The organism is Pseudoalteromonas sp. 0802 (assembly GCF_013350085.1).
Classification (GTDB): Bacteria; Pseudomonadota; Gammaproteobacteria; order Enterobacterales; family Alteromonadaceae; genus Pseudoalteromonas.
The window spans coordinates 1-16,556 of sequence record NZ_JABVXE010000024.1; the positions used below are offsets into that span (position 1 = coordinate 1).

The 16,556-nt window shown below is 37.8% G+C and carries 12 protein-coding genes; 1 reads left to right on the forward strand and 11 read right to left on the reverse strand.

Annotation, left to right across the window (positions count from 1 at the left end):
* Window positions 1-317: 317 nt before the first annotated feature.
* The 6 genes from HUS61_RS19235 to HUS61_RS19260 form a co-directional block, all read right to left on the reverse strand.
* Window positions 318-1,166, reverse strand: a complete 849-nt coding sequence (locus HUS61_RS19235) for a hypothetical protein (RefSeq protein ID WP_175083458.1) — start codon at window positions 1,164-1,166, stop codon at window positions 318-320.
* A 270-nt stretch (window positions 1,167-1,436) separates the two neighbouring features.
* Entirely contained in the window at window positions 1,437-3,728 is a 2,292-nt protein-coding gene (locus HUS61_RS19240) for a hypothetical protein (RefSeq protein WP_175083459.1), read from the reverse strand.
* On the reverse strand, window positions 3,701-4,846 hold the full coding sequence (locus HUS61_RS19245; protein ID WP_175083460.1) for a hypothetical protein: 1,146 nt from the start codon (window positions 4,844-4,846) through the stop codon (window positions 3,701-3,703). The genes HUS61_RS19240 and HUS61_RS19245 overlap by 28 nt, the downstream gene beginning before the upstream one ends.
* Before the next feature lie 227 nt (window positions 4,847-5,073).
* Window positions 5,074-5,883 carry a DUF3800 domain-containing protein gene (locus tag HUS61_RS19250; RefSeq protein ID WP_175083461.1) on the reverse strand — a complete coding sequence of 270 codons (810 nt, stop codon included), beginning with the start codon at window positions 5,881-5,883 and terminating at the stop codon, window positions 5,074-5,076.
* 660 nt (window positions 5,884-6,543) lie between these two features.
* Complete coding sequence (locus tag HUS61_RS19255; RefSeq protein WP_175083462.1) at window positions 6,544-7,170, reverse strand: HNH endonuclease; 627 nt, start codon at window positions 7,168-7,170, stop codon at window positions 6,544-6,546.
* On the reverse strand, window positions 7,163-8,569 hold the full coding sequence (locus HUS61_RS19260; protein WP_175083463.1) for an ATP-binding protein: 1,407 nt from the start codon (window positions 8,567-8,569) through the stop codon (window positions 7,163-7,165). Before HUS61_RS19260 ends, HUS61_RS19255 begins: the two co-directional genes overlap by 8 nt.
* Before the next feature lie 165 nt (window positions 8,570-8,734).
* On the opposite strand from HUS61_RS19260, the gene HUS61_RS19265 reads away from it, so the two are divergent.
* Window positions 8,735-9,046 (forward strand): hypothetical protein, encoded by a 312-nt coding sequence (locus HUS61_RS19265; protein WP_175083464.1) that lies wholly within the window; start codon window positions 8,735-8,737, stop codon window positions 9,044-9,046.
* Window positions 9,047-9,076: 30 nt separating this feature from the next.
* Here the strand turns inward: HUS61_RS19265 and HUS61_RS19270 are convergent, their stop codons facing one another.
* From HUS61_RS19270 to HUS61_RS19290, 5 genes are read right to left on the reverse strand one after another with little or no spacing between them, the layout of a single operon-like run.
* Complete coding sequence (locus HUS61_RS19270; protein ID WP_175083465.1) at window positions 9,077-10,510, reverse strand: TnsD family Tn7-like transposition protein; 1,434 nt, start codon at window positions 10,508-10,510, stop codon at window positions 9,077-9,079.
* 6 nt (window positions 10,511-10,516) lie between these two features.
* Window positions 10,517-11,467: a hypothetical protein gene (locus HUS61_RS19275; protein WP_175083466.1), complete on the reverse strand. Its 951-nt coding sequence runs from the start codon at window positions 11,465-11,467 to the stop codon at window positions 10,517-10,519.
* Window positions 11,464-12,939, reverse strand: a complete 1,476-nt coding sequence (locus HUS61_RS19280; RefSeq protein ID WP_175083467.1) for an AAA family ATPase — start codon at window positions 12,937-12,939, stop codon at window positions 11,464-11,466. The genes HUS61_RS19275 and HUS61_RS19280 overlap by 4 nt, the downstream gene beginning before the upstream one ends.
* Window positions 12,940-12,989: 50 nt before the next feature.
* On the reverse strand, window positions 12,990-15,236 hold the full coding sequence (locus HUS61_RS19285; RefSeq protein WP_175083468.1) for a hypothetical protein: 2,247 nt from the start codon (window positions 15,234-15,236) through the stop codon (window positions 12,990-12,992).
* 2 nt (window positions 15,237-15,238) lie between these two features.
* The gene (locus HUS61_RS19290; protein ID WP_175083469.1) at window positions 15,239-16,060 is read right to left on the reverse strand and encodes a TnsA endonuclease N-terminal domain-containing protein; all 822 of its coding nucleotides are present in this window, start codon (window positions 16,058-16,060) and stop codon (window positions 15,239-15,241) included.
* Between the last annotated feature and the right edge of the window lie 496 nt (window positions 16,061-16,556).

Consider the following 16,556-nt stretch of genomic DNA (forward strand, 5'->3'; position numbering starts at 1 on the left):
TAGACGTATAGCAAGTATGGAAGAACTAAAGACAGAACTCGCGGCCTGGGAATGGAGCAGGAATAAAGAAAGAACAAGTATAAACTGGCTATTTAATGTTGAATCAGCTCGTGAAAAACTTGAGAGGGCTTATGGTGCCCTCAACTAGTCAGAACTTGTGTGATGAAGTACTAGGTGCTAGGTGCTAGGTGCTAGGTGCTAGGTGCTAGGTGCTAGGTGCTAGGTGCTAACAGCATAGTGTTGGTTTGGGCTTGTAAAGGGCTTAGGCAAAAAGAAAGACCTGTCCCTGTAAACTTTCCTTAATTATGCTTATTTATTCACTCCTCAGGGGACAGTTCATTTTTATTATCACTACCTAAACAAAGCTGTTTAATACTGCTATCGTCGAAAGAAAACTTTTCTCTATTTTCAATATCCTTAGTTTTCGAATGAATTGAATAAACACAGTTGTTACCATTTTTTGTGATATATAGGAAAGAGCTATTTTGTTGAATAAAGTAGGCATCCTTGTTTTCAAGAACAATTTCGCCCATAATCTTTTTGCCTTTTATGGTAACTTGAGTACATTGACGTATAAGTTTTTGCTCCATCATTTTTTCAGTAAGAACCCTACATGGTGGGTTATCCATTTTTCTATCAATATAGGCAGCGCCGAGCAAGTATCCCATTACAGAAGGTAACAGCAATACCGCAATCGCAGTGAACACCAAATACCACGCTGCCGCACCAATAAATGTAATTATAATCCCAAACACACCTCCTGCAATTGAGGAAAACCAATAAGACTTCAATATACGATAACGAATGGAAGTGGGGGAAAAATCTATTCTATTGAGTTTCTCTTTGACAGCTTTTTCGTTCTTGAATAGGTAACAGGCCAAAAGACCTAGGACCAAGAAAACAATGGCAATCCATAACGTCTTTGGTAAAAGTTGCCAAAAATCCATATCTGTAAATCTACTGAGTGCAAAGAAAAAGCCTAATATTGCCGAATTGAAAACTTCTCGTATTTCATAATTACCTGAAAGATTACCTAAGTTCATAGACATGATCATGCCCTTTTGAAACGAAACCCCAAAAATTCCAGCAACTATTGCAATTAGACCGATTAACTTTGCAAACCATTCAATCGTAAATTTTTCATTTTTCTTATCTTCACTTTTCATGAATTACTACTCCATATCCGTACTAAAAATATTTTTATTTACTAAAGTTTATCTTTAATCTAGTAGCAATAAATCTAGTTCCTTGATCTTTCACGCTAAGTTTAACCCCATTGATTTTATTAACCCCAATCAATAACATTACTGGATGTTTAACTATATTTAAATTGAATTAAAAAATAAGAAAAATTGTTTTTTTAGTTCAAAGGTCAAACAGCAGGCTGCTTGACCGGAACTTACTAATGGGGGCTCCCTTTGATTTTCACACCTCCCTTACAGAGGTATAAGCTTTTCTGATTCACTATCTTGATTAAATAGTACCTGCCTCGCATGCTCAACTAGAGCCCAAGTCATTGGGTGCAGATCTTTATCAACTTTATGAGTATCAAAACCGGTCAAATGATCTTTTTTGACTTGCAACTTCTTTGTACACAACGCAAGCAATATTTCAGGTAGCCCTTTAGATTCATCTGCTTCCGGTGTATTGAGCATCCTTTCAATCAAAGAACCAACGATTCTACTCTTATCATCTGCTGCGCTATAATCAAGCTCTCTTGATTTTGCTGTCCTTAAAATACTTGCTTGGATAATCCCTTCATTGAACCTATCAAATAGTAAAGGATCAAGTTGTCGAATTATGTACCCTTTACCTAATGGGGCTGCTCCACTATCTTTTGCTACAGTTCTTAACCGTTGCAACACTGAAGATATAGTGAAATACACTGTTGCTTGGTGTTTAAAGTACTCGTCATTATCACCTTTGTTCCAAAAAGCAAATGTCGGCCCCAATACCAGTGGTTGATTTTTAGGTGACTTAAGAAATAGCTCTTCTCCTAACCCCTGATTATCAACTGATGAAGCACCTCTTAATAGCTTGTCCCTTGCATCAAGTTCACTCAATAATTTCTCATCGGTTAAATGTTTCACTTTCAGTCGCTTCAAAAGCTCTATCTCTTTTTCCCAGCTATTTTCTTTATGCTCATTTATTGGTAAAAGAATCTTTTCAATAACATGGAATTGATGAAAACCACAAGGACCTTCAGAAAACTTTAAATCCATTTGAAGTTTTTTAAACTCTGGTTCACTGTTGTATTTTGCGAACCCAACAATATAAGTAATAGGTAACTCATTATATTTACGGAGAGCTCTACTAATATTGAGAAGAGACTTACCTGACTCTAGCGAGCCTGCAACAACGACAATTCCTTTTCTTGGAGTCACTGTTTCGGGAATTTCGCCATCGTATACTTCAACATTTAAATTTAACTCTGATACATTATTTTTGATAAGGTATGATAACTCTTTTGCTCCTTCATCTTTACAGTGGACTATGCAATCGGTGTTTAAAGGAAAGAAACGATGGATGTTATTTTTAACTTTTTCCTTAAATTCATCTTGTTCGATAATCTTACTAACGTCTATAAAATACTCTGGCGTAGGTTTCTTGGTACCGTCTACACCATCATATAAACACCTAAATGCATCAAGGTTTTTATATTGATGGATAAGCTCCCTTAAGTTTTTGTCTGAATCTACAGCTAAAGGTAAATAACTCTGTGTGTGTGGTGCCTCAAAGACAAATCGACTTTTATTAAGTGCAATAGGAATAGAATGCTCCTTTAAACACATCTGGCATTCATTTTCATCGTAAGATTCAAAGTGTTGGAAGTAAGATTTACAGAATTTATCTTTAAATTGCTCAAACTCGACAAGAACCTTTTGCTCACCATCATTCACCTGTGTCATGATCACCGTAACCAGCGAAGCTTGCTCTAATGACGTATTTTTCTTTAATTTTTCAAATAAGTTATTGCTGGTAGAAGCTGAAATTAAAACCAGTGTGTTTGCATCTGAGCTAAATTCGTATTCATCAATACCGCCATAACTCCCAAAAGAATCTATCAATATAGTTTCTGTAGTATTTTTAAAGGTTCTAATAAGGTTACCTAACTCATATGCTAGCGGAAAAATACCAGAGGTATCCACATAAATTTTATTGACATTAGCAGGTATCATTTTTAATAAACTAGCAGCAATAAAGGTAATTTCAGCCGACGATTCCAGTAAATTTTTTACATCTATAAATTTATTTGTGTGCTTTCCAGAGGGCTTAATGAAGTGAATATTTGAATGAGCTTCAATTATCAAATTACGGCTAGTTATAATGTTATAAATACCAAATTCTATCAATCGCTCAATATTGGCATTAGATAATGGCGATTTAGTTTTACTAAAAATAGATATATCACAGCCGCCATCCCGCTTTATAAAACAAGTATGAAAATTTAATTCTTGAAAGCTATTGATTCGCTCTTTTAGTGTTGATTGAGCATCATCAATTAATAACTGAGTAGAAATATCTGCTTTATTAAACTCAGGTGTAATAAAAACAATATCACGTGTAAAGATTGATGATTTAAATTGAGTTACTACTTCATCGGAAAATGCTTCAAAGTTGAATGCTCCTCCCGCATAAAAACAAACCATTACATTGGGCTTATTTGAACTAATATCCGTTTTGTAAAAATAAAAATTTTTCATCTTAAAGGCACCAAAATGCTGCAAGCTAATCCTTCCGCTGAAGCAAGCTTATTAAAGTTATTTTCTGATTTATTGTTTTCGTCAAATAGCGAAAGAGGCTCTGACTCAGCTTCTGTCAAAGGCTGCAAATTAAAATCGCGGTATACGCCAATTCGGCCAGTCCGAAATGAAATAAAACCATTTCTTTGTGCCAATACATTCTTCACGTTATTTAAACCACGCCCAACGCCACGAGAATCAGACTTAGAAGTAATACCTTTAGCAAAAGATTGTTTAACCACATCTACTTCATCTTCAACACTTACGTTTTCACTATTCGTTGATTGAAGGGTTTTAAAAATTCCTTCTCCGCTGTCAAAGACTGATACCTCTAAAATATGTACAGTTCTATCATCTGTTCTAATACCTTCTAAGTAATCAGTTATCGCTGTGTTCTCTCCGCCAATACTTTCTGAAGATTGTTCTTTGGTAATAAGCTTGTAATCTATTACCAGTCCTCTAACAGACTTGCTCACCTTACCTGTGTTAATCTCTAGCTTTCCGTGCTGCTCTGTATTTTCTATTAGTTCATAAATAGCGTGTCCCAAATCACTGAGTTGACCTTCAGTTACGTTAGACTTAGTTGGGCTAAGCTCAACGATACGCTCAAGCAATTTCGTATAAAACTTGCTTTGCTTTAAAGAGTCACTTGCTGCAGATGAATAAAAACAACTTGGAAAAGCGTATTTTTTTATTGAGTGATCTACAGCGAATAGTTGAACTCTTTGGCCCGTTCTGTATATAGATTCATTTAAGCGCGCTTGTAAATCAGCGTTAATTTTAGATTTGAGTTCTACAGGTTTTTTTTGCTCATTTATAACAACATCTTTTTCATAAACCTCATCAGACATTAACGTCGAAGTTAAGCAATGAGGCGAACTAAGAAGTTCACAGACTGCATTTTCTTTTGATGATTCAAATTGAAAAAACTTAACTTTCTTATTTGGGTTGTATTTAAGTGCCGTAATAAATAGCTGGCAAATTCGAGGTAATAAACCTAATCGTAGCATTTTAAAGTGTTGAGGAAGATTTATTACTTCATCGCCAATTTTTTCATACAGTTGTTCTATTTCATCATTTGTTATTATTGATGGTACTTTCATCAAATAGCTCCATTTAATGTATTTATGACAGTAGCTTCAGCTAAAGAACTTGTGTTTAATTGTTCACATACCCAATCAATTGTTCATTTCTCTTTCCTATTTAATTGCTCAACAAGAGAATTTATACTAAAGAAATCTCTGTAGACTCCTTAACATGAAAATTATTTACAAATAATTACCATCAGGTAAGTTTATATTCTCAATAATTAACCGTTAGATACTCTGTTTTATTTAATACTCTTTGAAGGGAGGGGATACTTCAGAACAACATTCTGAGTACTTATTTCTCTGTTTGTATAGCGTGGATCGAAAAAATACCAAATATTGAATTTACGTTCAGTATGCCAAGTATCATGCTTTAATGTTTCCCAACCTAAATAAGAAGCTACATTATCTGCTATTGCTTTTTTGGCTTCAGAAGTAACTTTCCCTTGAAATGCACTCATCACAGCCCCTAAGAGAAAGTCTGCTAATTGTATTTGCTCAGACTCTTTAGAATCTTTAGTAATTACTGACTTAATAGGCTCATATATTTTAAAGTCTTCTTTCTTAAGTGTGCTATTAGCTATCTTATGAAATGCTTCATCTGCTTTTTTATATCTAGATGGGAGCGGGTCAACCTCAATTCTGAACTCACAGTTTCTGTTTGGGTGCGCTTTGATCACTGTCTTTATTTTTGTAGATATAAGTTTTGTAAAATGCTTCCTCATTGCTAAATCATAGTCACCATTATGAAAAGTCTTATCAACCATTCCCTTACGGACGATAATACAATGAAATGCAAGCCAAGCATGCTTAAAAAATATTTCAGTTAGTTCTTTATAGAAAGCAGAATAACTTTTCTTATGAGCTCTTTGCCACTTAATTTCATAATGATAATTATGCTTTTCTCGTAATTGCCTAATAATCCTAGCAAAGTCCCCTCTTCTTTGATATTTCATCCATAATGAACCAAATCCATAGTAAACTTGACCATCAACACCAGACTCATCACAAGCAATATGCCAAATTAATTTACCTTCATCCATGTTTTCCATACCTGAAATCCATTTAACACCAGTCAGTCATCAAGAACAAAAAATAAACAATTTCTTTTTTGATTTCAATTAAAGTTTCATAAAATCAGCAGGATCATGCCTTTCATTTGTTATTACCTAATTATTTTCTTTCGCGCGAAATGAATTTCACGCCTACAGTAGCAGTTTTATCTTTAACTATGTGCGGGCACAATCTAACTTAAAACTTATAGCTTAAAGCTCCTTTACTCTTTCCACTCTAAACTCGCTAGCTTGAGTATTTTTAACCTAACTTCTATTAACTGATATCTAATAACTCTTTTTTCAGCGTTAAAACGCCTCCTACAACTCGAAACTCGTTCCTCATAACTTTCCCCTTGTAACTCGCTAACTTGTTGGGTTTCGCTCCGCTCTACCCAACCTACAAGCTGATAGCTCCCTTCCCCTTTACTCTCGCTAACTTTCCCCTCGCTAACTTTCTCCAAAACACAAAAAAGCCGTTGCATTGCTGCAACGGCTTTTTGGCATTTGAATTTAATTGTGATCTCGGAATTAAGTGGGTTAACTCCATAGATACCTACTAAAGCTTGTGAAACCATATTTTGTAATTAAGATGGTTAACTCTTAGAATTTAATCATCATTTATAATATAAAGTTTTTAATTAAGTTGGTTAACTTCAATTATAGAAATTGTTCAGTTAACTGTGATAATTCAAGCATAATTTCGTCAGAGCGTTGAGTATCTTTTGTTTGTACTAACTCTGCAACCAATTGGGCAATTTGAGTATCTTTCGATTTTGCATCTTTCATTTTTTTGAGTACATCTTTCAACCTATCCAATTTGCATAATTTGATTGTTCTACGTCCTTTTGGTGAAAGCCCCTCATATATTGCATCTGCATGCCTCTCAATATGCTGGCTATAATCATCAAAGTGAGCATGAACAATGCTCACATTAATACCATCTGTAGGATAAGCTGTAATAGGTACACTTAAAACAGGCTTAGTCCCTTTATTGGTATTACATCCCGGACATGACAAAGAAAGGTTATTCGGATGAAAAGTGTACTCTGAATATTCACTTTTAGGCACTATATGCTCTATATCGACTTCCTTTATGTCGAAGCCTAACTCCCATTTACAATAGCAACAAAGGTTTCCTTGTTTGGGTCGCAAATCATTTTTAACCGCCTGTTTAATTCCGTCAAAACATGACTTACTCCAATCGGTATGAGTTACAAACCGATCAGAAATCAGTTGAAGCTCTTGCGCTTTGAAAGAATATGGTGAAAGAATTCTATCAGTCATTACGCAACCTTAACTTTGTAAGTTTAGAAATAACATCATAAAGCGGGTCTACTGGTTTTAAATTAGGTAATACCTTCTTAACTTTGAGACATAAGTCATGATATCTATCGGAGTGCTTTTGACCTTCTGCCAGCAATTGCAATAATTCAGTCACAATAGCGCTAAGGTAATAATTTCTTGTAGAAGGCATATCGAAGATGTTTAACAAAACATCTTCAGCAGACATACCGTTGGTATTTTCATCATAGTAATCAACATCAATCCGATTACCCTTAGAGCTTTTAAAATGAACTATATTTGAACGACCATTAGGTAAGTCTGAAATTAAAAAATGTGAGTGTGTCGCTACTATGACATGGCAACCTTTTACTGATTGTAGCAACTTATCAATTAACTCAATGTAACGATATTGCCATGATGGATGTAAACTAATTTCAGGTTCATCAATAAGAATCAAGCTATCGTTCTTTAAGTTGGGTACTAATCCGATTAAGGTCGATAATATACTTGCTTCTCCTGAACTTGCGTCTGTGTAGTTAAACTCACCACCATGCTTCTTGTAGAGTTTTACCTGCATACTTTTTATTAAGTCTAGCTTTCGTAGATCATCAAACACCCGATATCTAGATATCTCACGGTGAGATATTACGTGATCCGAACGACTAATATTTTCTTCAGAAAAGTTGATTACAAAATTGAATTCACCACCGCGATTAAAATTTTGCTGTTCAAAAGCATATCGATAAGCATCAGCAAGCTCATCCCAGTAATACTCAGGTGAAGATAAAAACCTGCTATATGTCCCTTGCCTGATACCACTTCGGTTTTCACTCCGCATAGCAATGAAGCTCTTTAAGTTTTCACCATCAATTGACTCAATACTATCCTTCAATTCAACTGGCACTCGTACCTTATAAGCCAGTTTTAAGACGGGTTCATACTTCAAATAATTAAATATTTCGTTGTATTGATAAAAATTACTTTTTTCTTCAAAACCTGACATGAGAAACGAAATAGCCTTATCCATTAAAGCTCTATTTGAAGAACCACCAACACGCCCTCTAGGACCTAAATAACAGTATTGTTCACGAATGATATTAGGATTCGCTTGTCTACTAAAACTGGAATCCGAGGGGAATTTATCAGATAAGCTGGTCGTAATAGCTATTAGTTTCTGTGGATTGTTAATTTTATCTTGCAAAGAAAAGTTTTCATGTCCGACATTTCGCTTCCTATACGAATCAACAATACCTCTTAGAAAGCGGCTCTTTCCCGTTCCATTATTACCAATTACAACAGTAAAATAGTTATCCTCACTATCATTACCATTAGTTAATTTAACTAATGGTAGTTGTAAGTTTTTATCATCCAATTTGAATTTTTTTAATCTAAAAGACATCCGATTCCCCATCCTAAATTTATTAGCAATATATAACAAGTTAGATAGCATTCGTGAACTATTAAGACAATGAATACAAAAACTCAGGATTACCTCCATGCTTTTAGTATTGTTTTAAACCATTTTTAACTACCATGATTTATGACTACCTATAAGGGGATACTCATGAACACGATTGTGAAAGACTGGCAAATAGTTTCTGTTTTAAACAAAGGCGAGCTTGTTGGAGAAGTGCTCTGGGGAATTTGTGTTGATGATTCGACCTATCGATTCTCTAAAGGATGTTATGTCTGTACATCTCGGATCGTAAAAACAAATGAGCAGTTAATTAAAACCGCTAGCGGCAGTATCTACCAAACTCTAGGTGAAGGCACTAGATGTCAGATTTTATTAAAAGACTTTGAGTTGCTCCGGCATGGCTTTAGCCCACAACAAATTGAAAAATTGAATCAAGCTCGCCCCAATCAACTGCATTAAATTCGTGGGGTGATAGATCAAGTAAATCTGCTACTTACCTAAGTAACGCAAAGCACGCGGGATCGGTGAAGGTAGGTTCTGTTCCAACCAACACTTATCATGCTTATACAACCACATATAAGAAGCTCCACAATTCGCTCTTACCTCTTTTTGCCGACATTGAGGATGACACTGACAAAACGAGTCTATCTCTTGTCTGCACTGCTGCCTCTTATTGTTAAATCGGATAGCTTTTCGCAACGTTACCAACTCACTGAATTTACCTAATATTAGCTCAACTGCACCTTGTGAAATACCATGCTCCTTAGCAATTACCTCTGTTGGGATACCAACCATCAGCTTACGCCAAATATCTCGCTCATCTACAGAAAATATCTTTGAAGGGCGCTTATCCACTGCAATCTGATTGTTAGCTGCAACTTTTTTAATGTAAGCAATACTTTTGCCTGTTTGTGCTGCGATTTTTCTCATGCTATCACCATCTTTTAGGTATTTGATGATGAGTGAGTTATCAATGAGTGAGGTGAGACACTGAGTTGGCTCTATGGGCGTTTTAGGCTCTTTCTCAGGTTGCGCCTCCATCGCAATTTTAAATCTTTCCCACGAGCCAAATAAGCAGTGAATTAAAAAGTAGTATTTCAGTGGATGGTATTGGTGATGCGGTTGATAAAATAGATTCGCAGGATAGCTACCGCGCATTAAGCCGCACGCTAGTCGTTTAAAATGGACACAATCTGAAAGCTTTCCTATCTCTTCAATCATCATTGGCACCAGCAATCGCTTTCGGATATTGCCACAGGCCGTCACCATGCCCATTTCCAATAATCGGTTCTTAAGCACGCGCAGTAAGTCATCTTTTTCAAAAGAAATCGGCTCATCGATAAACGCCAAGGCGATGCAGGTAGAAAGATTGAACTCATTTGCACTGGCTTCAACAACCTCACTAGTCTCTGGTTGCGCAGCAAAGGAACGTATACGTTTTTCAGAGTGAAGCATTACGCCATGCAAAGGGCAGCAAGTCATGCCAGTCAGTTGATGAATTACATGCCAATACGCAAATCCATGCTGTGCTTCATCATACGCCACACAAGCAGGACACGATTTAAGAACAGGCTCCGTTAACAAGCGGTTCGCTACCATGCCATAACAGGATTGCATGGAAGCAGTATTTCCACTGAGTAAATCGGTTTGAAGATGCTGGTATTGGGCTTGGGTTTGAAAAGGTCGGTAATAGTTAATTCCTGTCATATACTGAACAATCCATTGTTTATCTACACCTGAGCTTTTTGCCAGTTGTGCGATATATGAAGGAAATTCGGTGCTGGCTAATTCGGTGTTTATCTGAAGAGCTTTTAAAGATTGATTGCGAAAACTCGGATATCCAGAGTAACTATGTGCACGCGCTACCCAGCTAAAGACCGTTTCACCTTTAATTGGTGTGGGGTAATACACTGGGTAGCGCATGGTTTATTAGCTCATCAAATTCGGGATGTTTTCAATCTCACCAAATAACATCCTTATCATCAACAAATGGCATATGGGAACGGTGATCTTTTCACTATATGTCATTTGCGAAATCCATAACTCAACAAACTTACGATTCCCATTAAACGATGTACGATCAAATAATCTTTCATAAAGTGCTGGAGCAAAGTAGTTATCCAGTTCTCGCTGCGCTTTAGTCAATCTTTTTTTGTCAATCATTGAAGAGTACTTCTCTATCTCATCAACCCCAATATAATCACGATACGCCTGTTGTAATATTGACAAATTAAGCCCCGGAAATTCATTGTTTAGAAAGCGCAATGATGTCCTTAAAATCCACTCGATATCGTCATCCATATAACCGTCAAGATTGTTATATGTTGTATGACATTTAGGGCAGTGACTTTCATGTGGCAGTCCAATCCAATGCAATAACCGCAAATCACGATAGCAGCAATTACAGGGCACAAATAAAGGTGTGCCATGCTTAACGCAATGACTCATGCCCGGTATTTGATGTGCAACGTGATAGTAAGCTTCACCAATGTTCTTGATATCGTCCTTTACACATTCACCACAATGTCTCCACTGTGTCGCACACTTAACGCGATTAATATTTTTAGCAGACTGACGCTTATCGCTTGATTGGTTTGATAAGGATGCAGGTAGAAACGGTGCGTAGTAGTAATAAGGGGTATATTTCCCTAAAAACGTTTCGTAGTTCATAGAAGGCGCAAAGGCTTCATAAATATCTCGATATAAGGGCCTACTGAAGTCATATGGGACTGGTTGCTTGTAATCATCTGTTAGGCAGCTCATCGCATTACCATAGTCCCTTATTCCTGAATACAAGTGATGCCTCACCATCAAGCTGATGACATGCTCGCCCTCAAACGGATAGGCATTGATTTGTGGTTTGCGTACTACACTGCTCATGATTTCACTTCACCCAGCTTGGCAGCAATTTCCTGCCGACTTAATCCTGATAAATTTCTAAAATCATCAGCAGGTATCAACGTACTCTTAGCCGCTGGCATATCAATCACTACGCCTTCATCACTCATGCCCGGTGGATTAAGTACGTCCCCTTCAACGCAATACTGCTCAACAAGATCGACTGTACTCATATCCTCACCCGCTTTTGCAGGGTTAAGTAACTCGATATGTGGTTTTATTAAATCCTCAAATGTACTTACTTCACCTTCCCTCAACGCGTGAAGCGCGTCTGCCAGTAGGTAAAATTGATCGGCATATACATCGCGAATTAGTGCCACTGTAATAGTCTCTAATCCAGAATAAATCGCCTCTTCATAGCAAAGCTTTATCAGGCGAATGAATAACGCGGGAATACCGCAACTGTAAAAATTCAACGCAGACGTTATCTCATTAGTAAACGTGAACGGATTCCGTAGCAAGTGTGGCTTGTAATAGCACTGCACGTAGTATTCCCAATACGGATTAGCAATTTCTTGCCCAGTAACGGGATCTATAATGGTTAGCTCGATACCATCGCAGCGCTCTGATATGCCTGAAGATATCCGTCTAGAGGTAGACATGGTGGTTTGGAATAAAGGCCATGCTGCATAGGTCCCAGCTACAATCATTGGGATACCCACACTGTTAAAAAACGCATCTATAAAACTTAGCGTTGAGCGGTTTTCACCTTTAGCATCATTACTGTCATAGACGCAGCGCTGTATTTCATCGATGAACACTATGCCAATGTTGTACTTCAACGCAACTTTCTTTGCTTCAATCACAAAGACTGAATTATTCGCCTTGGAGTCTTTCCAAATATCATAATGATGCGTGCCTAATAGCTGGTCGATGGCGTAGAAAAAATTGAGGATAAAACCCTTTTTGGTTTTAGTCGCAGGTGCCTCAAACTTGACGTAAACAACCTGTTCCTTACGAAACAGGTTACCTTTATATTCATTGTGTTCGATAACCTGTGGCAGTAAGCTCAAACACTTATCAATCGTCTTAGTTTTGCCCCCACCACTAATGCCAATATGCGAGATGCAGGTTGATAAATTAATCGCGCTTGGCATTTCATAGTCTTTACCTTTCCCAACTTCACTTTGCATGATGTTGTAATCGATAGTGAAAGGTCTTCTATGTAAATACCCCACCATGATTGCTTTGACAATGTGCCGATAGATTTTGTATGTCTTAGGCGATGGCACAAAGGTAAGTGGAATTAATTCAATCATTAACTCCCTATCAAAGTCACTCATCTGAGTAACGCATGCATCAACCTCATGGTTAACTAATATCGACTGAGTGAACGCCTCCAAACTCTTTGCTGGTCGAATCGCTTCAATCAGCGGATTGTTGTTATAGGCTGTGATGTTATGGGGAATATATTCCGCTTTTACAGCCACTGGTTGTGCTTCTAAAATTTGCATGTTTTTACCTTATTTATATTTAATGTTGTCTCCTTCATGGTTAATTTTTCCTATTGATTTTGCCCAGATGAGGGATACATCTGCTGCATTTGGCGCATCATTGAAGACTGCAACGTCTCCATCGATACTGTTTCTTCTTTGGATTTAGACTCACCTACCATCAACGTGCTAATCATGGAGGCAGTCTGCCTATCCATATTCGCCTTAGTAATTTCCTTCAATGCTTTAACCGTAGATTGCGATGACTTGGCCTTAGGTCTTGTCAAATCTTTAAGCGCATCCAACGCTTCTTTAGTGATCCGTTGCGTATTATTCTTCTGTATGAAGCGGGCTTGCCTGAGTTCGCGTTGTTGTTCAACTAGAGCCGATTTCTTCTGAGATTGTTTATGTGACACATCGAACCAAGTAACACCTTCAAAGGTATCGTCCTGCTCGGTGTTGAGTGTTGCTTCATAAACAACGCCATCATGCTTGTACCAAATCTTGTCAGTAGAACCATCAAAGTAACGGATGTTTAATTTCTTCACTGCACGTTTGGGGTTTGCACTAAGCCAACCTTGTCGTGCCGCATATTCGCAATGGTAGTAAACGTTGCGATACTTAATCCCTTTTGCGGTAGTTGCTGCCCGACTCTGGGGTAGTAGTTTGAACATGACATCTTCTTTTTTCATTGTCATGCCCCGTCCATTGTTCATGTAATGGCGTAGCCCAAAGTTCCACCTAGCTCTGGAAGTTGCACGCACACCTTCCACTTCCATTGCTTTGTTGGATACTCTCGGTTTTGGCACAAAGTTATTTCTGATGATGGTGTTTATGATCAGCAATTGCACAAACTTGTCGTAGTCATACACTGCGAGGTTCGAAGCGTGCGTATCGCCTTTTTCAGGTATGCGTTCAACCAGTCCCGGCATGAATTGGATGATGTCGTTTTTGGTATGCTGAAACTCACCTTCCACAGTACCTTTGGTGTAACCAGCATAAATTTGCAAATAGTTGATACAGTCAATGCCCATTTTCTCATCAAGCAACTGCATCATGTTTTTCTTGGGATATTCCACACCATTATCAATGGCAAGTTCCGTACACAGCAGGTTACAGGGCCAATCTTTATGCGTGATATCGACACCAAACTGTTTGCAGAATTCCACTTTATCTGTGAAAGCATTGTAAAGTGCCTGCATGACTCCGCGCCAGTTGGGGCCACCAATCCCAACGTGAAAGCCTACCGTCATCCCTGAGTCCACATCCATCACACGGTATACAGTGGGTCTGCCAGATGATAAGCGCTCTTTTTTGTTGTACGGGTATATAAGATAAACATCTTCAATCGTGGCATCTACCTCATAACGAAATGCTGGACCCGGTACATCTGAACGGGCACGTTTTAGCTTAGAACGATATTCAGATAAATAACGCTTATCACCTTTTTGTTGCCACTTTAATCGCCCTTCATTTTCAGCTGCTTTAACAAAAGTGTAGTAAGTGTTGTAGCTAATACACTCAGACTCTTCCAGCGGTTTACGCTCGACTATTTCCTTACCATCTTCGTCAATGTACTTCTCTTTTGTTGACTGAAAATAGAAGTCATATACCTCATACTGTTTGGTATGAGGCATTCGCATGAATTTCTTTTTACCTAATCTTTCCAAGTGCTTGAGAATGTTGTCTTCGTCTAGCTTGGTGCGCCCACGAAAATAGGTATCGGATGATTTTCTGCCACGCTTAGACATTCCCTCAGTCGGGACAAGCGGTAGCACAAAGTTGCTGCCACATTTTCGATAATCCGGATACATCGCGTTGAAACAGCTACCACGATAAAAGTACTGTGCAAGTAATCTGGATATTTGCGCTGCATTTACGCCACTTTCAGCGCTGATTTCCTTGATAAGTTCAGTACCTCTGTCGGTATACAGGAATTCATAGGTTTTTTCTGAATCCTCAACAATAGGCTTTATCAGGTCATAGTTAAATCGAGCGTTATCCCGCCTTTTTAGTTTGATTTCTAGCTGCTCATTTGGAGACTTGCTACGCGGTACGTAAAGGCCGTTGTCATATTCAATCCCACGGATTTCATATTGGTAATGCGACAACATATCGGCTAACTTTTGTGCATCCATTGTTAGTGGTTTGCTTTGAAGGCGTGAGCGTCTTTTTTGTAAGGGTTTATCCGCTCTCGGTTTGCGTTTAACCACTGATTTGTTCAAATCGTAATAAGCGACCTTATCGCGGGTTGCATGGACTATACGCAGGTGTAGTGAGCCTGTTGGCGTGATGATTTCTGTATGTTTACGGAACATGATTAAGCGACCTCCAATAAAGGAACAGGCTTAAACACATCAATTTTTATATCTAAATCAATCGGTAATTGATGAGACCATATGCCCCACTGGAACAGGCCGAAGCCATCGTCATAACTGAGTCCCAATCGATGACTGACTCGCTGAATAACCTCTTGTAACGGTGTTTCAAAGTACAGGCTTGCCATCTCAACAAACACCATAAAAAATGGCTGTTGATGGTGCTTAATCTCGTGAATGTATTTCAAGCACCCCTTGGACCACTTTAAATTGTATGCACAGTTAACGCTGACGTTGTGGTCAGTTTCCAAAACAAACGGTATCTGTTTGTCTTCATAGTATCGTCTTTCCAACTCAAGTTTTTGCAGAGTACGCGTAACAGATACAGGGTGCTTGATTTCTCTATCCAGCGAATCCAGCGTTTTATATGTTCTGGCGACCTCTTTTGTTGCGAGGTTGTTGTCAGCTAAATCCGTCTCTAGACAATAGAAGTCAGTACTGAGCACATAGGCTTCGCCTTCTTCATCGCACGGATACTTGATACCCATATCGATTGCGATACGAACACATAGCTCCAAGTCCCACAATGGATATTGCTCAAAGTAATTAACGGTTTCAGGCAAGGAATCTCTTATGATGCCTAAGCGTCTTTCACCATCACTCAAGAAATGGTGATTGCGTTTGCTCTTGGCACCTTTGTACAAATGCCTTCTTGTCCCTTTAGGACCGCTCCACACTTTGATTAGAGGCTCGTATTGCTTCTTCTCTAGCGCATCATGCCATTTATCAAGCGTTTTAAGGGCCTTATTAAATTTTAAAAGCATTCATTCCGCCTTACCCACGCGCATCTGATAGCTTGGGAAATATAAATTTGGCGAATGAAATAACTTAGAGTTGGAAGTTTGATGTTTTTCATTTTGTCTACTCAAATTCGTTTAAACACGAATGTGATCGTAGATCTAAATTTTGATCAACTCAACTTACATATATGTATAACACACTGAAAAACAAGGAATTAATATTTATAAAATTAAATATTATAATTTTCTATTAATTATTTTGACCTCATAAACAATTGAAAAAGCATTAAATATTTTGTGATATTTTTTGAGTATACAAATATGCATATTTCTCGTAGTTATCGATTAAAGATCAAATATTGATTAAATAAATACATTTCGTATCATGATCTTCTCATGCCGCGTATCATAGTGGCGAATTTAACCTGAAAAAGTTCAAGATGAGACGCACGCATTAGATATGTTTTCATATCCATATTTATCTACCATAAGTAATCAAGCAAAAAGCGAGGGTAGCTTA